The organism is Nocardioides sp. cx-169, from assembly GCF_021083605.1.
Taxonomy (GTDB): Bacteria; Actinomycetota; Actinomycetes; order Propionibacteriales; family Nocardioidaceae; genus Nocardioides.
In genome coordinates this window covers 41,223-60,414 of sequence record NZ_JAJNRO010000018.1, presented here as the reverse complement: position 1 = coordinate 60,414, position 19,192 = coordinate 41,223, and the positions used below count along the sequence as shown (strand labels likewise).

At 72.3% G+C, this 19,192-nt stretch carries 20 protein-coding genes; 8 read left to right on the top strand and 12 right to left on the bottom strand.

All coding sequences use genetic code 11. The features are described 5' to 3' along the window. Position 1: 1 nt before the first annotated feature. Positions 2–1,390 carry a glutamate mutase L gene (locus LRP67_RS20135; RefSeq protein ID WP_231271927.1) on the bottom strand — a complete coding sequence of 463 codons (1,389 nt, stop codon included), beginning with the start codon at positions 1,388–1,390 and terminating at the stop codon, positions 2–4. After that, positions 1,383–2,552, bottom strand: coding sequence for a cystathionine gamma-synthase (locus LRP67_RS20130; protein WP_231271926.1), 1,170 nt, complete (start codon positions 2,550–2,552; stop codon positions 1,383–1,385). Before LRP67_RS20130 ends, LRP67_RS20135 begins: the two co-directional genes overlap by 8 nt. A gap of 130 nt (positions 2,553–2,682) precedes the next feature. Between LRP67_RS20130 and msrA the strand changes: the two genes are divergently transcribed. The 3 genes from msrA (at position 2,683) to LRP67_RS20115 (ending at position 4,347) form a co-directional block, all read left to right on the top strand. Next, entirely contained in the window at positions 2,683–3,330 is a 648-nt protein-coding gene (gene msrA / locus LRP67_RS20125) for a peptide-methionine (S)-S-oxide reductase MsrA (protein ID WP_231271925.1), read from the top strand. 105 nt (positions 3,331–3,435) lie between these two features. Continuing rightward, positions 3,436–3,792: a YciI family protein gene (locus LRP67_RS20120; protein ID WP_231271924.1), complete on the top strand. Its 357-nt coding sequence runs from the start codon at positions 3,436–3,438 to the stop codon at positions 3,790–3,792. A 138-nt stretch (positions 3,793–3,930) separates the two neighbouring features. Further along, entirely contained in the window at positions 3,931–4,347 is a 417-nt protein-coding gene (locus tag LRP67_RS20115; protein ID WP_231271923.1) for a VOC family protein, read from the top strand. A 113-nt stretch (positions 4,348–4,460) separates the two neighbouring features. Here LRP67_RS20115 and LRP67_RS20110 read toward each other — a convergent pair whose 3' ends face one another. Continuing rightward, positions 4,461–5,738 (bottom strand): HNH endonuclease signature motif containing protein, encoded by a 1,278-nt coding sequence (locus tag LRP67_RS20110; RefSeq protein WP_231271922.1) that lies wholly within the window; start codon positions 5,736–5,738, stop codon positions 4,461–4,463. Between the two features lie 359 nt (positions 5,739–6,097). On the opposite strand from LRP67_RS20110, the gene LRP67_RS20105 reads away from it, so the two are divergent. Then, the gene (locus LRP67_RS20105; protein WP_231271921.1) at positions 6,098–7,438 is read left to right on the top strand and encodes an AarF/ABC1/UbiB kinase family protein; all 1,341 of its coding nucleotides are present in this window, start codon (positions 6,098–6,100) and stop codon (positions 7,436–7,438) included. A gap of 3 nt (positions 7,439–7,441) precedes the next feature. Here the strand turns inward: LRP67_RS20105 and LRP67_RS20100 are convergent, their stop codons facing one another. From LRP67_RS20100 to LRP67_RS20075, 6 genes are read right to left on the bottom strand one after another with little or no spacing between them, the layout of a single operon-like run. Further along, positions 7,442–7,963, bottom strand: coding sequence for a DinB family protein (locus tag LRP67_RS20100; RefSeq protein ID WP_231271920.1), 522 nt, complete (start codon positions 7,961–7,963; stop codon positions 7,442–7,444). A gap of 9 nt (positions 7,964–7,972) precedes the next feature. Beyond that, positions 7,973–8,692 (bottom strand): VOC family protein, encoded by a 720-nt coding sequence (locus tag LRP67_RS20095; protein WP_231271919.1) that lies wholly within the window; start codon positions 8,690–8,692, stop codon positions 7,973–7,975. Next, positions 8,689–9,321 carry a YigZ family protein gene (locus LRP67_RS20090; protein WP_231271918.1) on the bottom strand — a complete coding sequence of 211 codons (633 nt, stop codon included), beginning with the start codon at positions 9,319–9,321 and terminating at the stop codon, positions 8,689–8,691. Before LRP67_RS20090 ends, LRP67_RS20095 begins: the two co-directional genes overlap by 4 nt. 10 nt (positions 9,322–9,331) lie before the next feature. After that, positions 9,332–10,111 (bottom strand): TSUP family transporter, encoded by a 780-nt coding sequence (locus LRP67_RS20085; RefSeq protein WP_231271917.1) that lies wholly within the window; start codon positions 10,109–10,111, stop codon positions 9,332–9,334. A gap of 13 nt (positions 10,112–10,124) precedes the next feature. Beyond that, positions 10,125–10,430, bottom strand: a complete 306-nt coding sequence (locus LRP67_RS20080) for an AzlD domain-containing protein (protein ID WP_231271916.1) — start codon at positions 10,428–10,430, stop codon at positions 10,125–10,127. Then, the gene (locus LRP67_RS20075) at positions 10,427–11,077 is read right to left on the bottom strand and encodes an AzlC family ABC transporter permease (RefSeq protein ID WP_231271915.1); all 651 of its coding nucleotides are present in this window, start codon (positions 11,075–11,077) and stop codon (positions 10,427–10,429) included. Before LRP67_RS20075 ends, LRP67_RS20080 begins: the two co-directional genes overlap by 4 nt. A 22-nt stretch (positions 11,078–11,099) precedes the next feature. On the opposite strand from LRP67_RS20075, the gene LRP67_RS20070 reads away from it, so the two are divergent. Continuing rightward, positions 11,100–11,969 carry an ABC transporter substrate-binding protein gene (locus LRP67_RS20070; protein ID WP_231271914.1) on the top strand — a complete coding sequence of 290 codons (870 nt, stop codon included), beginning with the start codon at positions 11,100–11,102 and terminating at the stop codon, positions 11,967–11,969. 15 nt (positions 11,970–11,984) lie between these two features. On the opposite strand, the gene LRP67_RS20065 is transcribed toward LRP67_RS20070, so the two are convergent. Together LRP67_RS20065 and LRP67_RS20060 are read right to left on the bottom strand one after the other, a co-directional pair. Next, positions 11,985–14,027 carry a VWA domain-containing protein gene (locus LRP67_RS20065; protein WP_231271913.1) on the bottom strand — a complete coding sequence of 681 codons (2,043 nt, stop codon included), beginning with the start codon at positions 14,025–14,027 and terminating at the stop codon, positions 11,985–11,987. Beyond that, positions 14,020–15,414: a sigma 54-interacting transcriptional regulator gene (locus LRP67_RS20060; protein ID WP_231271912.1), complete on the bottom strand. Its 1,395-nt coding sequence runs from the start codon at positions 15,412–15,414 to the stop codon at positions 14,020–14,022. Before LRP67_RS20060 ends, LRP67_RS20065 begins: the two co-directional genes overlap by 8 nt. A gap of 73 nt (positions 15,415–15,487) precedes the next feature. On the opposite strand from LRP67_RS20060, the gene LRP67_RS20055 reads away from it, so the two are divergent. Continuing rightward, the gene (locus tag LRP67_RS20055) at positions 15,488–15,850 is read left to right on the top strand and encodes a YchJ family protein (RefSeq protein ID WP_231271911.1); all 363 of its coding nucleotides are present in this window, start codon (positions 15,488–15,490) and stop codon (positions 15,848–15,850) included. Positions 15,851–15,854: 4 nt separating this feature from the next. Here the strand turns inward: LRP67_RS20055 and LRP67_RS20050 are convergent, their stop codons facing one another. Then, complete coding sequence (locus LRP67_RS20050; RefSeq protein WP_231271910.1) at positions 15,855–16,832, bottom strand: AraC family transcriptional regulator; 978 nt, start codon at positions 16,830–16,832, stop codon at positions 15,855–15,857. A gap of 160 nt (positions 16,833–16,992) precedes the next feature. Between LRP67_RS20050 and LRP67_RS20045 the strand changes: the two genes are divergently transcribed. Then, a complete protein-coding gene (locus LRP67_RS20045) occupies positions 16,993–18,417 on the top strand; it encodes an NAD(P)/FAD-dependent oxidoreductase (RefSeq protein WP_231271909.1) in 1,425 nt (474 codons plus the stop codon). After that, positions 18,414–19,190 (top strand): tryptophan synthase subunit alpha, encoded by a 777-nt coding sequence (locus LRP67_RS20040; protein ID WP_231271908.1) that lies wholly within the window; start codon positions 18,414–18,416, stop codon positions 19,188–19,190. The genes LRP67_RS20045 and LRP67_RS20040 overlap by 4 nt, the downstream gene beginning before the upstream one ends. Positions 19,191–19,192: the final 2 nt, after the last annotated feature.

The window sequence follows — 19,192 nt, the reverse complement described above, 5'->3', positions numbered from 1 at the left end:
CCTAGACGCGCCCGGCGGCGAGAAGGCGCCGCGCGAGCCGGTGAGCCGTGTCGAGGTGCTCGGGGGCCAGCAACCCCACGGCCGCCAGCAGGTACTGGGTGTCCACGACGACCGGTGCCCGCACGGGCAGCTGCCAACCACCCTCGAGGTCGGCCCCCACGCTGCCCCCAAGCACCCGCGAGCTCACGCCGTCGCGGCCGTGGCGCAGGACGCCGCCGGACCCGACCACGAGATCGACCTCGCGCAGGTCCTTGCCGGTGCGCTCGACGACTCGGCCCTCGGGCGAGACGACCACCCGCGAGCGGCCGGCGTGCCGGCGAAGCGCCAGACCGACGGCGGCGCGGGCGATCGCCTCGTCGTCGTCGAGGTCGGCCTCGCCGGCCGGGAGGAACCCCGGGTCGTCGGTGCGCGCGCGGGCGGCGTCGGCGAGCTCGGGCAGGTTCGCCGCCTCGACCGTGCTCTGCGCCGACCAGCGCATCCCCAGGTCTCCCTCGACGGTGCGGGTGACGCGGGTCGTGGCGACGACCTCGCGCGACAGGCCCGAGTCCTCGGGATCGAGCTCCACGACCGAGTGGACGTCGGTGGTGGCGCCGCCGACGTCGACGACCACGACGTCGCCCGCGCCGGGCCGCTCGGCGTCCAGACCGTCGGCGAGCAGCTCGACGCCGGCGAGCACGACGTCGGGGGTCGCGCCGCGGACCATCGCCAGGAAGTCGGCACGCTTGCTCAGGTACTTGCCGCCGATGACGTGGGCCAGGAACATCTCGCGGATCGCGGCCCGCGCGCTGTCAGGGGCGAGGATCCCGATGCGGGGCACGACGTTGTCGGCCAGCACGTGGGGGACGTCGCCGAGCACCGCGCTCACCTCCGCCTGCGCGTCCACGTTGCCCGCGACCACGACGGGGCCGTCCCAGCCGCTGGCGACCAGATCCCGCGCGGCCTGCAGCAGCACCTCGCTGTTGCCGCCGTCGGTACCACCGGTGAGCAGGAGGACGTCGGGTGCCGTGCCCCGCAGCGCGCGGTACGGCGCGGCGTCGCGTGCCTGGGCGGCCGCCGCAAGCACCGCCACGACCTTGCCGCCGCTGGAGAGGGCAACCCGGCGGCCGGCCTCCGCGGTGACCAGCTCCTCGTTGCCGATCACCGCGATCCGCAGGCCCCCGCCCGCGCTGGAGCAGGCCACCACCTCGGCCCCGACAGCGCGGGGGTCGGCCTCGGTCAGCGCGGCCAGGCAGGCGTCGTACCCGTCGAGGATGTCGCCGAGTCCGTCCACAGGGAGCGTCGTGGGGTGCTCCGCGGCGGCGACGATGCGTGCCTCGGCGAGGTCGACCAGGGATGCCTTGGTGAACGTCGAGCCGAAGTCGACGCAGATCGCGACCCGCGGGTCAGCCACCGGACAGTGCGGCGTCGAGATCGGCCAGCAGGTCGTCCGCCGTCTCGATGCCGACGCTCAGGCGGATCAGGTCGGCCGGCACCTCCAGGTCCGTGCCGGCCACGCTGGCGTGGGTCATCCGGCCGGGGTGCTCGATCAGCGACTCGACCCCGCCCAGCGACTCGCCCAACGTGAAGACCTCGGCCCGGTCGCAGACCGCCAGCGCGTGGTCCTCCCCGCCGGTGACGCGGAACGACACCATTCCGCCGTAGCGCTTCATCTGGCGGCTCGCGACGGCGTGACCGGGGTGGTCCTGGAGGCCGGGATAGATGACCTGCTCCACCGCGGGGTGAGCTGCGAGGAACTCCACGACGCGCTCGGCGTTGTCGCAGTGCCGGTCCATGCGCACGCCCAGGGTCTTGATGCCGCGGTGGGTGAGGAACGCGTCGAACGGGCCGGGCACGGCGCCGATGGCGTTCTGGTGGTAGCCGACCGCCTCGGCGACCGCGAGGTCGCGTACGACGACGGCGCCGCCGACCACGTCGGAGTGGCCGCCGACGTACTTGGTGGTCGAGTGGACCACGACGTCCGCGCCGAGGGTGAGCGGCTGCTGCAGGTACGGCGAGGCGAAGGTGTTGTCGACGACGAGCAGCGCGCCCGCGTCGTGGGCCACCGCAGCCAGCGCCTCGATGTCGCCGATGTTGAGCAGCGGGTTGGTGGGCGTCTCGACCCACACCAGCTTGGTCTCACCCGGCCGGATGGCCACCCGCACGGCGTCGACGTCGGAGACGGCCGCGGTGCTGTGGGTCAGTCCCCACGCCTGCTCGACCTTGTCGAAGAGTCGGTGGGTGCCGCCGTAGGCGTCGTCGGGGATGACCACGTGGTCTCCGGGGCGGCACAGCGCCCGGACCACCGTGTGCTCGCCGGCCAGGCCGGAGGCGAACGCGAAGGCCTGCTCACCCTCTTCCAGGGCCGCCAGGGCGCCCTCGAGGGCGGTGCGCGTGGGGTTGCCCGAGCGGCTGTACTCGTAGCCGCCGCGCAGCCCGCCCACGCCGTCCTGCTTGTACGTCGAGGTCGCGTAGATGGGCGCGATCACGGCCCCCGTCGCCGGGTCCGGCTCGTAGCCGGCGTGGATCGCCCGCGTCTCGAAGCCGGACTTGTTCCTGTGCTGCTGTTCGCTCACCCAACGAGCGTACTCAGGCGGTTCGCCGGGGCCGCGACCCGGAGCCGCCTCATCACTTCCCGCTGGCCGAAGGGGAACGAACCCCTCCTTGACGGTGTTGAGACACTGGAAGCCCACCGAAGGAGTCATCTTGTTCTTCTCCCGCACCAAGACCGAGCTCATCGACGCCGACCAGGCCCTGCCGGGTCGCAGCGAGCGCAACTTCCCCCTGGCCGAGAAGCACCTGGTCCTCGGCACGCCGCTGGTCACCGACGAGGCCCCCGCCGGCTACGAGGTCGCGATCTTCGGCCTGGGCTGCTTCTGGGGCGCCGAGGAGGTCTATTGGCAGCTGCCCGGCGTCTGGTCCACCTCCGTCGGCTACGCGGGCGGGCACACCCCGCATCCGTCGTACGAGGAGGTCTGCTCGGGCCGCACCGCCCACACCGAGGCCGTCCGGGTCGTCTACGACCCGGCTCGGATCTCCTACGCCGACCTGGTCAAGCGCTTCTTCGAGGTCCACGACCCGACCCAGGGGATGCGCCAGGGCAACGACGTCGGCACCCAGTACCGCTCCGCGATCTACTTCACGACCCCCGAGCAGGAGGCCGTGGCCAAGGAGCTGACCGAGGTGTACGGCGCCGAGCTCGCCCGCCGCGGCCTGGGCGAGATCACCACCGAGGTGCGCGAGGCCCCGACGTACTACTACGCCGAGGACGCCCACCAGCAGTACCTGGCGAAGAACCCGAACGGCTACCGCTGCCACGCCAACACCGGCGTGACGTTCCCCGAGACCGCCTGAGCGGCTCCCCACCCGATCGTGTCGTGATCGCCGGTCTCTGTTCGTAGAGCATGTGAGGGCGGGCGCCAGGCCCGTCGACGGGACACTGACACGCGAGGAGCAGACATGGCCGAGTACCTCCTGTACTTCAACCAGCAGTGGGTGGGGGACCACTCCGAGGAGTGGTTCCGCGGGCGCGCTCCCCTGGCGCTGGCCGTGGTCGACGAGATGAAGGCCGCGGGCGTGTACGTGTTCGCAGGCGGGCTGGAGGAGGACGGCCCGATCTACAGCGTCGACCCCACGAGCGGGTCGGGTCTGGTGACGGACGGCCCGTTCGTGGAGACCAAGGAGTTCCTGGGCGGGTTCGCCGTCGTCGACGTACCCGACGACGAGACCGCCACGATGTGGGCGGGCAGGATCGCCGAGGCCTGCGGCTGGCCGCACGAGGTGCGGCGGTTCGGGCGGCTCCCGGACCTCGCCTGAGCCGAGCGGCGTCTGGCGTCCTGCGGCATGCTCGGCGCTGCCGAGAGGTACTGGCGGTGTGAGCGGCCGACGGCGTGCTCGAGGGAGCGGCCCCCGATCGTGCCGTTGCCGGGTTTCGGAGATCACGGAGGTCATCGCATGGCGGAGTTCCCCCAGCTGCTGCACACCGTCCTGGACACGACCGAGCCGCGGCGGCTCGCGGAGTTCTACCGCGAGCTGCTCGGGCTCGGCTACCGCTCGGGCGACGAGCCGCCCACCGACGGCTCCCCCGACGACGCCGACTGGCTGGTGCTGGTCCGGCCGGAGGACGACGCACGGGTGCTGGCCTTCCAGCTGGTCGATCGGCTGACGCCGACGACCTGGCCCGACCACGACGTACCGATGCAGCTGCACCTGGACTTCACGATCAGCAACGCCGAGGAGCTCGAGCGCCAGCGCGAGCGGGCCCTCGCGCTGGGAGCTCGGCAGCTCGTCGACCGCAGCGAGGACCCCGACGAGCCGCTGTACGTCTTCGCCGACCCCGCCGGTCATCCGTTCTGCATCTTCGTGGGTTGAGCTACGACAGCGGCCTTCGCAGCCACACCTGGTCCGGCCACCCGGGCCGTGCGGCGCGCTCGCGGCGCACCGGCTCATGCCGGTGGCCCCGCGGGTGGCGGGGTGTGGGGCGCTCAGGGTCTCTGGCGCAGGACCGGCTTGGTGCCGGTGTGGTCGCGGCGGTAGATGTGGCCGTGGGGTGAGTGCCAGACGTAGCTGCCGCGGTCCACCACGTCGTAGGACCAGCCGCCGTGGGTCTTCAGGCGGTGGTGCCCGCGGCACAGGGGTGCGGAGTTGCACGAGCAGGTCGGTCCACCGCGTTGGTAGGGGGTGACGTGGTCGTGGTCGCACCGCTTGGCCGGCCGGGTGCACCAGGGGAACACGCAGGTGTGGTCGATGAGGTCGTCCTGCTCGATGAGCCGGGCCGGGTGCTCGTATCCGGCGACGTGGAGGTGCTCGGCGAGGTCTCTGACGGGCTTGAGGTTGATGACGGTGTCGGGTGCGCCGCACCACTCGCGGATGGTCTCGAGCAGCACCGGTTTGCGCCCGGCTCGTCCGACGGTGGCGTTCGGGTCTCCGAACACCCCGGCCTGGTGGATGTGCAGGTCGATCACTCGGGTGATCTTGATGCCCTCGGTGGTTGAGGAAGGACGAAGTCCTGTCTCGAAACCACCCTCGCTGTCATCACCGAAGGCAAGCGTGTCTTGCCCGCGGGCGAGGTCACCAGCGGCCTGGGCGCGTCGTACGTCCAACGACTCGGTCGACCCGGCCGCCTTCCGGTGCGCGGCGAGGCGGTTGATCGCGGTGTCGAGGTCGAGGGCGTCTTGGGCGTCCAGGGTCCCGGACACGTCGATGGTGCCTTCGAGGGACATGTGGTCGGTGTGGATGTCGAGCTTGCGTCCGTCGGCGGCTTGGCGGCGTAGCTTCTCGGCCTGCTCGGGGTCGAACCGTGCCGCCGCGGTGGTGATCTGTCGTTCGACCTCGGCGTAGGAGACCTTGTGCGCGCAGTAGGCCACCTGCTGGTCCACGAACGCCGCACCCGCCATCGGCAGGCACATGGTGTGCTCCGCGATCCAGCGCGCCTTCCAGAACCCCAGCTGACCGGCCTCGACGCGGGCCCAGATCCTGGGGAGGCGGTATCGGATCTCAAGTGCGGCGCCGACGTAGCGCTTGGCGGAGTCGGTGGACATCCCCAAGGCGGCGCCGAGCTCCATGACCGCGAACTCCGACACCCAGGGTGCGCCGGGTCCGGCGAGCGGGATGCCGTGATCGCCGAACGCGGCGTCGTCTTCGTCGTTGGTGGTGTGGATGGCGCACCAGTCCAGCGCCGCGTGCAGGCGCCGGACCTCGGCCGCGACCGCGGCCTGGGTCTCGTCGCGCATGACCTGCAGGAGGTCGGCGGGGCTGGTCATGGGACTACTCAAGCACCCGCCACCGACAGTCGAAGGCGCCGAGAATGCCCTTATCCACAAGGGACTGAGAACTTTCCCGACCCCTCGGTGGTCGAGGTGCGAAGGCGTGCAACGCCTGAGCCTCGAGACCTCCGCGACCTGACCGCCGTACCCCCGGGCTGCCTGTCGGGTCACCGGGTCTCGAGGCTCGTCGCTGGCGCTCCTCGCACCTCGACCACCGAGAGCAGGCCGCCATTCTTCGCACCTCGACCACCGAGAGCAGGCCGCCGCTCTTCGCACCTCGACCACCGAGAGCAGGCCGCCGCACCGCGACCACTGAAAGCCGCGGGGATGCGGGGTCTCCTGGAACAATGGGCGGCATGGTGGACCTTCCCCGCAGGGCAGCGGCGCGTACGGCGCGGCTGGCGGCGCTGCCGTTGGGGTACGCCGGCCGCAGCGCGATGGGCCTGGGGCGGCGGCTGGGTGGGGCGCCGGCGGAGCAGGTGCTGGACGAGATCCAGCAGCGCACCGCGGAGCAGCTCTTCCGCACGCTCGGGGAGCTCAAGGGCGGCGCGATGAAGTTCGGGCAGGCGCTCTCGATCTTCGAGGCGGCCCTGCCCGAGGAGCTGGCCGGCCCCTACCGCGAGCAGCTGACCCGGCTGCAGGACTCGGCGCCGCCGATGCCGACCCAGACCGTGCGCGAGATTCTCAGCCGCGACCTGGGGCCGGACTGGAAGGAGAAGCTCGTCTGGCTCGACGGTGGGCCGAGCGCGGCCGCGTCGATCGGACAGGTGCACAAGGGGCGCTGGCACGACGGGCGCGAGGTCGCGGTGAAGGTGCAGTACCCCGGGGCCGGAGACGCGCTGCGCGCCGACCTGCGCCAGCTCTCCCGCCTGGCGCGGACGATCGGGCCGCTCTTCCCCGGGGTCGACATCAAGCCGCTCGTCGAGGAGGTCCAGGCGCGCGCCGAGGACGAGCTCGACTACCTCCTGGAGGCCGAGGCCCAGCGGGCGTTCGCCGAAGTCTTCCGCGACGACCCGGACATCGTCGTACCCGACGTGGTCGACGTGGGCGAGACGGTGCTGGTCACCGAGTGGCTCGACTCCGAGTCGTCCCTGGCCCGGATCATCAGCGACGGCACCGTCGAGGAGCGCAACCACTACGGCGAGCTGATGGTGCGCTTCCTCTTCGAGGGCCCGAGCCGCACGGGCATGCTGCACGCGGACCCGCACCCGGGCAACTACCGGATCATCCCCGGCAAGAAGGGCAAGCCCGGACGGCTGGGCGTGCTGGACTTCGGAGCGGTCGCGCGGCTGCCCGACGGGCGCTTCCCCGAGGTGATGGGCCGGCTGATCCGCCTGACGGCGCTGGCGGACAAGGAGCCGCTGATCCAGGAGCTGCGAGCCGAGGGGTTCATCAAGGAGCGGATCGACGTCGACCCCGACCTGCTGGTCGACTACCTCGCGCCGCTGGTGGAGCCGACGATGGTCGAGCGCTTCCGGTTCACCCGGGAGTGGATGCGCGAGCAGTTCCAGCGCATCAACAACCCGCGCGAGCCCGGCTACACGGTCGCGGTCAAGCTCAACCTGCCGCCGTCGTACATGCTCATCCACCGCACCTGGATCGGCGGGATCGGCGTGCTCAGCCAGCTCGAGGCTGAGGCGCCGTTCCGCCAGATCCTGACCGACTACCTGCCCGGCTTCGCCGATCCCGAGGCCTGAGGCCTACTCGCCCACCGCGCCGTCGACCGCCTGCCGGATCAGGTCGGCGTGGCCGTTGTGCCGCGCGTACTCCTCGATCATGTGGAGCACGATCCAGCGCAGGTTGTAGTAGCCGCCGGTGCGGCGGTTGGGCCGGGCAGCCACGGCGTCGAGGCCCTCGTAGGAGGCGATGACGGCGTCGGCCCGGTCGACCTCGGCGTCGAAGAGATCGCGCAGCTGGGCCGGGCTGTCGTCCTTGGCGCTGTGCCAGTCCCAGTCCTCGTCGGCGGCCCAGTCGACCGAGGCCCACGGCTCGTCGGCGTGGCCGGCCATGACCGCGCGGAACCACCAGTTCTCGACGTACGCGAGGTGCTTGAGCAGGCCGCCCAGGGTGAGGTCGGAGGGCGGGTGCGGGGTGTCGAGCTGCGCGGCGTCGAGGCCGGCGGTCTTGATCCGCAGCGTGTCGCGGTGGTAGTCGAGGTAGGCCAGAAGGGTCGTGCGCTCGTCGGCGTCGGTGGGCGGGAAGCGTCGCTGCTCGCGGTCCATGTGCTGAACCTAGGGGGTGCGGTCGGTGATGCAGTAGACCCCGCCGGCGGGCGGCTGCAGCACCGTCCACTGCCCGCGGATCGACACCGCTAGGGCGCCCAGCGCCTCATGTCGTGTGGTCTCGGCGGCACGGTCGGTGGTCGACAGGTCGAGGTGCGCGCTCACCTGCTCCTGCTCGTCCGCCAGCTTCTGGAACAGCACTCGCAGCGGCGCTCCGGACGGGCGGGCCAGGCTGTCGAACTCCTCGTTCTCGTGCGGCTCGAAGGCCCAGCCGGTGATAGCCGTCCAGAACTCGGTCTCCCGCACGTACGCCGACGGGGGCACGTCCAGGCAGACCTGGTCGACCGCGGAGCGGTGGGCGCCCCAGTCGGCCGGCGGGGCTGGCCGCGCGGCGTCGTGCCCAACGAGGCAGTGGGTCAGGCCGCCGGGAGACGACAGCACGACGTAGCCGTGCTCGCTGCGGTGAAGGGCCGTGGCCCCCAGCCGCTCCGCCCGTACGGCGGCCTGGTCCGGGTCGGGCACGTGCACGTCGAGGTGGAGCCGGCGCGGCCCCTCGCCCAGGCGCTGCAGCTTCAGGTGGACGTCGCCGTCGGGCGGCACCAGGCTGACGAACTCGTCGAACGGCCCACGCGGCGGCGAGACGGCGTAGCCGGTCACCCCGGCCCAGAACGCGGTCGCCCCGTCCACCTCGTCGGCGGGCAGGTCGAGGAACGCCGTGAGCCACGTCACGCTCCCATGGTATCGACCCACCGCTCCCCCACCGGCTCGGCGAGACCCGCCCCGGACGTCAGCTCCGCCACCGCCACGTACAGCCGCTCCACGTCGTCGGGGGCCGCCCCGAGCAGCAGCGACACCGTGGGCCCGTACGTCGCGTCGAGCACCGCGAACCCCCGGCTGCGCAGCTCACTCTCGACCCGGCCGGCGTCGGCGTGCCCGACCTCGAGCGCCAGCTCCCGGACCAGGTCGCGGCGGCGGGTGCCGGCGACCTCGAGCCCTGCGCGCACGGCGTCGCCGTAAGCGCGGACCAGGCCGCCGGCGCCCAGCAGCGTGCCGCCGAACCACCGGGTCACGACCGCCACCACGTCGCTGACCCCCTGCCCGCGCAGGACCTCCAGCATGGGTGCCCCCGCCGTGCCGGACGGCTCGCCGTCGTCGCTGGACCGCTCGACCGCCCCGCCGGGCCCGAGGACGAAGGCCGAGCAGTGGTGGCGAGCGTCGTGGTGCCGGCTGCGCAGCCCGGCGACGACCGCTCGCGCGGCCTCCTCGGTCTCGACCCGCGCCAGCGTGCAGAGGAAGCGCGAGCGGCGCACCTCGATCTCGGCCTGCGCGTCGCGCGCGATCGTGAGATAGCTGGTCACCACAGGTCGCTCACCACAGGCCGACCAGCCCCCCGCCGATGCGGATGACGAACCCGGACACGACCACGATGAAGAACGCCCGGACGAACCCCGCGCCGCGCGCGACCGCCGTACGGGCGCCGAGGTAGCCGCCGACCAGGTTGGCCGCGCCCAGCACCAGACCGACCTTCCAGAGCATGACGCCCTGGGGGACGAAGACCACCAGGGCGCCGAGGTTGGTGGCCCAGTTGGCGAGGCGGGCCTTGGCGGAGCCCTCCAGGAACGAGTAGCCGAGCAGGCCGACCAGGGTGAACACGAAGAAGCTGCCGGTGCCTGGGCCGAGCGCGCCGTCGTAGAAGCCGATCACGAACCCGGTGGCCATCGCGGCGACCGTGTGCCGACGCCCGGCGAAGCGCAGGGCGGTCCGGCCGCCGAGCCCCGGCTTGAGCACGACGTAGGCACCGACGGCGACCAGGACGACGAGGACGATCGGGTCGAACGCCGAGCGCGGGATCAGGAACGCGATGCCGGCGCCGCTGGCCGAGCCGAGGAACGCCAGGAGCATGAGCGGCAGGAACGTGCGCGGGTCCGGCTTGATTCGGCGGTAGTACGTCGCCGAGCTGACGGTGGTGCCGCAGAAGGACGCCAGCTTGTTGGTGGCGAGGATCTGCACCGGGGTCGCGTCGGGGAGGCCCAGCAGCAGGGCGGGCAGCTGCACCAGGCCGCCACCGCCGACGACCGCGTCGACGTAGCCCGCCACGAGCGCCGCGAGCCCGAGAAGCGCCAGCACCGTCAGGGTCGGGTCGTCCACCCGGCCACCGTAGTCAGGCCAGGGCGCGGACCAGCGCGGTCACCCCGGCCGCGACGAGGACGGCGATCACCAAGGGACAGCGCCGCCACAGCAGCAGGGCGCCGGCGGCCACTCCCACCACACTGGCATCCACGGTGATCCGGCGCCCGTCGGACAAGGTCGAGGTCACGACGAGGGCGGTGAGCAGGACCGGCGGCATCAGGGCCACGACCCCCATGGCCTTGGCCGGCAGCTCGCGTCCGCCGAGCAGGACCGGTCCTGCCGCCTTGATCATCGCGGTGAGCACGGCCATCCCACCGATGAGCAGCCAGACGGTCATCGGCGCAGCCCCACCAGCGCGGCGGCGGACGCGGCCAGGATCGGGATCCCCGGCGGCGTGAACGGCACCAGCGCCAGCGCGATCGCGGCGCCCGCGAGCGCCACCGGGCGCGCGCGGGGGTTGCGCAGCTCGGCGAGCAGCAGGCCGGCGAAGAAGGTCGGGAAGATCGCGTCCAGCCCGAAGCGGTCGGTGTCCCCGAGCAGGTCGCCCGCGAAGGCGCCGACCACGGTGCCGGAGACCCACCCGACGTACTGCGGCACGGTGGAGCCGATCAGCTGCCACCGGTCGAAGGTCCCGTCACCCCTGTTCGCGAGCGCCCACGACGGGTCGACGACCGCCTGGGCCTCGACGGCCCGGCGCAGCGGTCCACCGGTCAGGGACGGCGCGATCGCGATGCCCATGGCCAGGAAGCGGGCGTTCATGAGGCTTCCGGCGAGGACGCCGGGCAGCGCGCCGCCGCCTGCGGCCACGATGGAGAGCCCCGCGAACTGCGCCGAGCCGGCGTGGACGACCGCCGACATCACGATCGCCTGGAGCGGCGTGAAGCCGGAGCGCACCGCCAGCACGCCGAAGGAGAGCGAGATCAGGAAGCCGGCCAGGGAGAAGGGGACCCCAAGGCGCACTCCCCGACGAAACGCCTCGTTCACCCGCCCACCCTAGGGTGGTTGCGTGCGCATCGTGTCGCTGCTCCCCGCCACCACCGAGATCCTCTTCGCCCTGGGCGCGGGGGACGCTGTGGTCGGCGTGACCTTCGAGTGCGACTTCCCACCCGAGGCCAGGACGCGTCGGGTCGTGTCGAGCTCCGCGATGCCGGAGGGCCTGGCCCCGGCGGAGATCGACGCGTTCGTGTCGGAGGCGGTGGCGCGCGGGGAGGACCTGTACCGCCTCGACGCGGGCGCCCTCGCCGGCCTGGACGCCGACCTGGTCGTCACCCAGGACCTGTGCGCGGTCTGTGCGGTCGACGTCTCGGTCGTGGACGACGCGCTCGCGCACCTGGGCTGTACGGCGGACGTGCTGACGCACGACCCGCACACGCTGGAGGAGGTGCTCGACTCGGTCCTCGTGCTCGGCAAGGCCACCGGCCACGAGGGCGAGGCCGACGCGCTGGTCGCGTCGCTGCGAGACCGGCTGGAGGCGGTGCGCGCCGGCATACCCGCCGGGCCGCGACCGCGCATCGCCCTGCTGGAGTGGACGGACCCACCGTTCGCTCCGGGCCACTGGATCCCGGAGATGATCGAGGCCGCGGGCGGCGAGGTCGCCCTGGGCACCGTCGGGGCGAAGTCCGTGCGCGTCACCTGGCAGGCCGTCCACGACGCCCGCCCCGACGTCATCATCGTCGCGCCCTGCGGCTACGACCTCGCCAGAGCCCAGGCCCTCGCCGACGAGCTGGTCACCAGGGGCGTCCTGCCGCCCGGCGTACCCGTGCACTCCGTCGACGCCGACGCCTCCTGGGCGCGCCCGGCCCCGCGACTGGTCGACGGCGTCGAGGAGCTCGCCCGACTGCTCCGCGCACCCACTGACCCGTCAGAGAGCTTCTGACGGGTCAGCGGTGGGTCAGCCGCCGGCCCAGAAGCCGCGGCCGCCGAACCAGTCGCCGTAGGCACCGCGGAGGTCGCCCATGGGGCTGCCGCCGCCCTGGCGGGAGCCGAGGTAAGAGCCCACGACCGCGGCGCCGAGGTCGTCGAGCTCCGGGGCCACCACGCTGCCGTCGACGCGCTCGGCCATGGAGTCGATGAATCGAGCCAGGCCGGGGTCCTCGCCGAGGCGGAAGAACGTCGTGTGTGCGCCGAGCCGGCCGGCGTTGTCGAGCTCGCGCACGGCGTACGCGACGGTCAGCGGGTGCGGCGGGTAGGAGAAGTAGACCTCGCCGTCGGCCTCCAGGTGGGAGGTCGGCTCGCCGTCGGTGACGATCAGCAGCACCGGCTGGGCGTTGGGGTGCTTGCGGAAGTGGCGGTTGGCCAGCAACAGCGCGTGATGCAGATTGGTGCCCTTGTCCCACATCGCGTCGAGCGCAGTCAGCTCCTCGATGTCCATCACCTGCGCGTGCCGCCCGAACGAGATCAGCTGCAAGGCGTCCCCGCGGAACCGCGACTTGATCAGCGTGTGCAGCGCCAGCGCCGTGCGCTTCATCGGCACCCAGCGCCCGTCCATCGCCATCGAGAACGACGTGTCGACGAGCAGCGCGACACAGGCCTGGGTGCGGGCCTCGGTCTCGGTGACCTCGACGTCGCCGATCTCGAGCCGGACGCCGTGGCTGGCGTCGCCGCCCTCGGAGACGGTGCGGATCACGGCGTTGGTGACGGTGCGGGTCACGTCCCAGGGCTCGGTGTCGCCGAAGGCCCACTCGCGGGTGCCGCCGGAGCGCTCCCCCGCGGCCCCGGCCTGGCGCAGGTCGCGCTGCCCCTGGCGCCCCGACATCTTGTCGGCAACGTCCTTGAGCAGCGCCTTGCCGAGCTGGCGCATCGCCTTGGGCGTGAGCTTGAGCTGGCCGCTGGAGTCGCGGCGCAGGGTGCCGCTGTCGCGCAGGGCGCGCTCGAGCTCCTTGAGGGTGCGCGCATCGACCGCCGCCTGGTCGCCGAGCTGACGGGCCAGCTTGTCCAGGTCGACGTCGTCCATGCGGGCGCCGCCGTAGGACTGCGAGAGCTGCTCGGAGAGGGCGTCGAGGTCCGCCAGGTCCTGGAGTACGCCGGTCCCGTCGCCGAGGCCGAGCCCCTCTTCGCCTTCGAGCCGCTCGGAGCCGCCCCAGTCCTCGCCGGGACGCAGCGACTGCAGGTTGGCGTCGAGCTGCGCGAGCGACTGCATGAGCTCGGGCGACCCGAACGCCTGCGCCGCCAGGGCGTCGAGCTCGTCGCGCTGCTCCTGGGTCATCGAGTTGCGCAGCCGCTGGGCGGCCGCGGCCCGCTGGGCGAGGGCGTCGAGGAGCTCGTCGATGTTCTGCGGGCTCTCCGGGAAGAAGTCCCCGTGCTTGTCCATGAACTCGTCGAAGTCCGCGGTGGTGTCCTCGCCGCGGTGGTGCTTCTCCAGCAGGCCGTTGAGGTCCTGCAGCATCTCGTTGACCGCGGCGCGGTCCTCGTCCGTGGCGTTCTCGAGGGCCTGCTTCATCCCGGCGAAGCGCTGGTCGAGCATCTCGCGGCCGAGCAGGTCCTTGATCTTCTCGTAGTCCTCGCGCGCCTCGCGGCTCTGCCACTGGTAGTCAGAGAGCTCGCTGACCGCCGCGGAGGTGGAGTCGGGGAGGTTCTCCAGGCGCATCTCGGCGAAGGCACGCTCGGCGTCGTCCATCATCGCGTCACGGGCGAGCTGCTTGCGCTCCTCGAGCACGGCGTGGTCGAGGAGCTCCTTGACCTCCTCCAGGGTACCGTCCAGGTTGTGGCGCTGGAGCAGGTCGCGCCGCCTCTCGGCCACGCGCCGCGCCAGGTCGTCCAGGCCCTGCTGGTCCTTGCCGCCGCGGCGCAGGAACTCCCGCATGGCCCGCTCCGGGCTGTAGCCGGCCATCACGTCCTCGCCGATGGCGTCGAGCGCCTCGGCGAGGTCGACCGGCGGCGCGAGCGGGTCGCCGCCGTCGTAGCGCCGGAAGCGGCTGGCGCGGGACCTAGCCATAGACGGTCTCAGAGCCGTCGGAGTCCTTGCCGATCCTGCGGGCGAGGTAGAGGCCCTCGAGGGCGAGCTCGATGGCACCGGCGCGCTGGCCGTCATTGGTGGCGTCGAGCCGGTCGCAGATGTCGTCGTAGAGCTCGGACTCCCCCAGGACCGGCAGCCCGGTCAGGAAGTCGCGGGCGGTGACCTGCTCGCCCGTGGTGACCATCGCGCCGGACTCGATCGCGTCGACCAGCAGCCCGAGGTCGAGGCCGCGGAAGTGGGCCCGGACGGTCTCGGCGGTGGCGGTGCGCAGCAGGTGCGTGAGGATCTCGTCCTCCCGGCCCTCCTCGCCGGACTCGAACTCGATCTTGCCGCCCAGGACGTCGACCGCGGTCTCCAGGTCGACGACGCGGGCCACGGCCGCGTCCTCGCCCCGCACGGTGGCGCGGTGGATCGCCGCGGCGGCGATGGTCTCTGCGCCGGCGATCGCGAAGCGGGCCGAGACGCCGCTGCGCTGGTCGACCGAGGACGACTCGCGCAGGTTGCGGGTGAAGCGGGCCAGGATCTCGACCAGGTAGTCCGGGACCTCGGCGACGAGGTCGGCCTCCTGCCGGATCACCGCGATCTCGGCGTCGAGCTCGTGGGGGTAGTGGGTGCGGATCTCGGCGCCGAAGCGGTCCTTGAGCGGCGTGATGATCCGCCCCCGGTTGGTGTAGTCCTCGGGGTTGGCGCTGGCCACGACCAGGACGTCGAGCGGCAGCCTCAGCACGTAGCCGCGGATCTGGATGTCACGCTCCTCCATCACGTTGAGCATCGCGACCTGGATGCGCTCGGCGAGGTCGGGCAGCTCGTTGATCGCGACGATGCCGCGGTGGCTGCGCGGGATCAGGCCGAAGTGGATGGTCTCCACGTCGCCGAGCGAGCGGCCCTCCGCCACCTTCATCGGGTCGACGTCGCCGATGAGGTCCGCGACCGAGGTGTCCGGGGTGGCCAGCTTCTCGGCGTACCGCTCGCTGCGGTGGCGCCACGAGATGCGCAGGTCGTCGCCGTAGCTCGCCGCCGCCGCCTGGGAGGCGTGCGTGATCGGGTCGTAGGGGTGCTCGCCCAGCTCGGAGCCGGAGATCACCGGCGTCCACTCGTCGAGCAGGCCCGCGAGCGTGCGCAGGATGCGGGTCTTGCCCTGACCGCGCTCGCCGAGCAGCACCACGTCGTGGCCGGCGATGAGCGCCCGCTCGAGCTGGGGGATGACCGTGGTCTCGAAGCCGTGCAGGCCCGGCCATGGGTCGCGGCCCTCGGCGAGGGCGGCGAGGAGGTTGTCGCGGATCTCGGCGCGCAGCGTCTTGGCGACGTGGCCGGACGCGCGCAGCTCGCCGACGGTGGAGATGGTCGGAGCCGTAGTGGAAGTCACTGCTCAAACCTAACCACCTGCGCAATCCCGGTGCCGGCTCCGAGGCCTCGGGGGCTGGCCTAGGGTGCCGTCCATGAGCCTGCAGCAGACCTGCCCCTGCGGCAGCGGCGCGACGTACGACGCCTGCTGCGGGCGCCTGCACCGCGGCTCGGCGACCGCGGTGTCCGCCGTGGAGCTGATGCGCGCGCGCTACGCGGCGTACGCCGTCGACGAGCTCGACTACGTCTTCCGCACCTGGCACCCGCGCACCCGCCCGGACGCCATCGAGCCGGACCCGGCGCTGACGTGGACCGGCCTGGAGATCGTCGACTCCGGCGAGGACTGGGTGGAGTTCGTGGCGTCGTACACGCGCGACGGGGTCGCCGGCGAGCGGCGCGAGCGAAGCACGTTCGAGCTGCGGCGCGGCGAGTGGGTGTACGTCGGCGAGGACGCGTAGCGGCTCACGATCGGCGACTGGCGGTCGGTGTCTCGCCGAACCGCTTCTTGTACGCCTTGGCGAAGTGGCTGCCGTCGGCGAAGTGCCAGCGGCCGGCCAGCTCGGACACGGTCAGGCGCGTGGAGAGGAGCTCGGCCCGGGCGCGTTCGAGGCGTCGTTCGAGGACGTAGGCCATCACCGACGGTGCGGCCTCCTGGGCGAAGACCCGGTAGAGCGTGCGCGGAGACACGTTGAGCGCCTCGGCGATAGATCGGGGGGCGATGTCGGGATCGTGGAGCAGGCGGGCCTCGATCAGGCCCTTGGCCGCTTCGAGAAGCGCCGGAGCGAAGCTCGCGTCGTCGTTGACCTGGTCGTTCACCAGGCCCTGAAACAGCTCGACCGTGGCGTCGCGTGCTGCCGTCGTGGCTGCGAGCCCGAGCTCGCCGGAGACCTCGGCGAAGAGACGCAGCTGGGCGAGGAGCAGCCGAGCGGCGGGAGCCGCCTGATCAGTTGCGACCACCACGGTCCCTGCCGGAAAACGAACCGCGCTCGCCGGTAGGACCACCGCGATCGCTCGCGTTCCTCGGTCGACCTCGAACTCCCAGGGTTGCTCGTTGCGTCGCACAGCCAGCATCCCTGCCCCCACCCTGGACTCCTGGCCCCGGGAGGCGAACCGCCACTCGCCGCTGAGCGTGAAGTGGGTGACGACCTCGTCCCCGTAGTGCCCGCCCTCACCACCGGTGCTCCCGGCGACCGCGTCGCTGTACTGGTCCTGGACCGGGAGATCGAGCAGCTCGTAGGCGCGGATGCGGACCCGATAGGACCCTTCGCTGCGCCGCGGCAGCCTGAGCGGCGGCACCGGGAACGATGCGCCGGCCTGGCGTCGCCACTCCCTCAGCAACGCCTGGTTCCGGCGCTCGTCCGCATAGGGCACCGTGATGTCCAGCACGGGTCGCGAGGCACCGCCGACCCGCCAGCCCACGATGCCCTCGGCACGGTCCACCACGACAGGCTACGTGCGTCGAGAAGGGACGCAGCTGCGTGCGAGCGGCTCCGGATCCGGCGTGGCACGGAGGTACCGACCGGATGACCGGCTGGCACAAGACGCAGAGGCTCCGGTCGGACCACCGTGGACGAGACCTCCACCGACGGAAGCTGGTTCCATGACCGAGTCCCCAGTCCCCCTCTTCGAAGAGATCGTCCGGGTCGGCCCGCCCGGAGACCCGCACGGAGACCTGCCCGTGCTGGTGGACACGGCCTGCGTGATCGGCGGCAGCGTCGCGGGGCTCCTGGCCGCGCGGGTGCTCTCCGACCGCGCCCGCCGGGTGGTCGTCATCGAGGCCGACGAGCCCCTGGCGCCCGGCGGCTCGCGTCCCGGAGTCCCCCAGGACCAGCAGGTGCACACGCTGCTCCCGGCCGGCCACCTGTGGCTGGAGCGGTGGGCTCCGGGCATCACGGAGGAGGCACAGAGCCGCGGCGCCTCCTTGGTCGGCGCGGACCAGGCGGTCACCGCCTTCGACGGCGTGCGTCAGGCCCCGGACGGTGCGGGCCATCACCTGCTCGCGATCGGCCGACCCCTCCTGGAGGCCCTGATCCGGGACCGGGTGACCTCTCTTCCCCACGTCTCCGTCGTGTGGGGGCGGGCCACCGGGTTGCAGTACGCCGACGATGCGGTCAGCGCCGTCGAGTACGCCCCGGGCGCCGAGGGCGACCGGGGCGATGGGAGCACCGAGGTGCTCGAAGCGGACTTCGTCGTGGATGCCATGGGACGCTCCAGCAGACTGTCGAGCTGGCTCAAGGCGAGCGGGTACACCGAACCGCACCTCGAGCGGCTGGAAGCCCCCATCAACTACGCGACCGCCCTGTTCGAGCGCCCGGTGACGCTCGCGGACCTGGCGACAGCCGGCGCCTTGGGGCTCTTCTCGCCCGAGTACCCCTCGGGCGGGGTGTCGGTCGCCGCGGCGAACGCGATCGAGGACCAGCAGTGGCTCGTCATGCTGATGGGTTACGGCAAGAGCCGGCCCGGGCGCACGATCGAGGAGTTCCGCGCCGCCTGCGCCGGGCTGCCAGGCGTCTTCTCCGAAGCCACTGCCGGAGCGCTCACGCGCGACGTGGTGACCTACCACCAGGCCGAGAGCCGACGTCGTCACTTCACCCAGGCGAGCCACTTCCCCGCGCGCCTGGTCAGCGTGGGCGACGCTGTCGCGTCGTTCAACCCCATCTACGGCCAGGGCATGAGCTCGGCCGCGCTGCATGCGTCCTGCCTGGCGCTCTACCTCGGCGGTGAGCCCGATCTCAGCACGGCTGCTCGGCAGTTCTTCGAGCTTCAGGGCGTGGTCGTGGACGCGGCCTGGGCGGTCTCGGCCGGGGGCGACGCCGCTCGCCTCGATGCCGAGAAGGGGACCGAGGTGCCCGACGACGTACGGCAGCAGCGCTGGGCCATGGAGCAGATCACCGCCGCGACCTTGCTCGACGGCGAGGTCACGCGCGCTTTCAACGACGTGACCTACATGCTGCGCCATCCCGCGACCCTCGCCGACCCGGCAGTGCTGGCAAGAGCGGTCGCCGCCACCTCGGGACGACCGTGACGAACCTCGGCGTCGTCGACGCGATCCGAGCCGGCAGCGACGCTGGCCGGTTGGCCCTGGCGGTCTACCTCGTCCACGGTTTCCCTTCCCCATCCCGCTCCGAGCGCGCGTTCGACCTGCTGCGTGAACGGCGCGTCGACGTCGTGGAGTGCGGCCTCCCCGTGGCCTCGTGGCGAGACTCGCCGGTGAGCCGGATGATCCGAGAGGCGCACGACGGGGCCGCCGGGCTAGGACTGTCCGACACCGCGTTGCTGAGGTTCTATGCACAGTTCCGGCCCAACCTGCTGATCCACATCGCGGACGGGGGCCGCGACGCAGCCGCCTTCGCCGGCGAGGAGCTCGGCACTGCGATCGACGCCGTCATGACCGACGACGTGAGGGTCGAGCGCGCCGTGCGATCCGGCGTAGGACCTCGACCCCACCTGGTTCGCTTCGTCTCCGCCTTGTCCGGGGATCTGGACGACGAGCTGCGCAGCGTCGATGCTCCGGCCCTGATCTACCTCGGTGTCGCCGACCGGACCGGTGGCACGATGCTGCCCACCGCAGCGATCCAGTCGGCCGTCGAGGGCATCAAGAGGCACGCGCCTGGCTCCACCGTCCTCTGCGGTTTCGGGATCCGGAGCGCGGGAGACGTGGCTCGGATCCGCGGCGTCGCCGGCGTGGACGGCGTGGCGATCGGGACCGAGGCGATGCGGCAGCTGGCACGAGGTTTCGACTCCTTCGAGCGTTGGCTGACCGAGATCCACGAAGCATGCGCCCGTCCCCGGGCCTGACG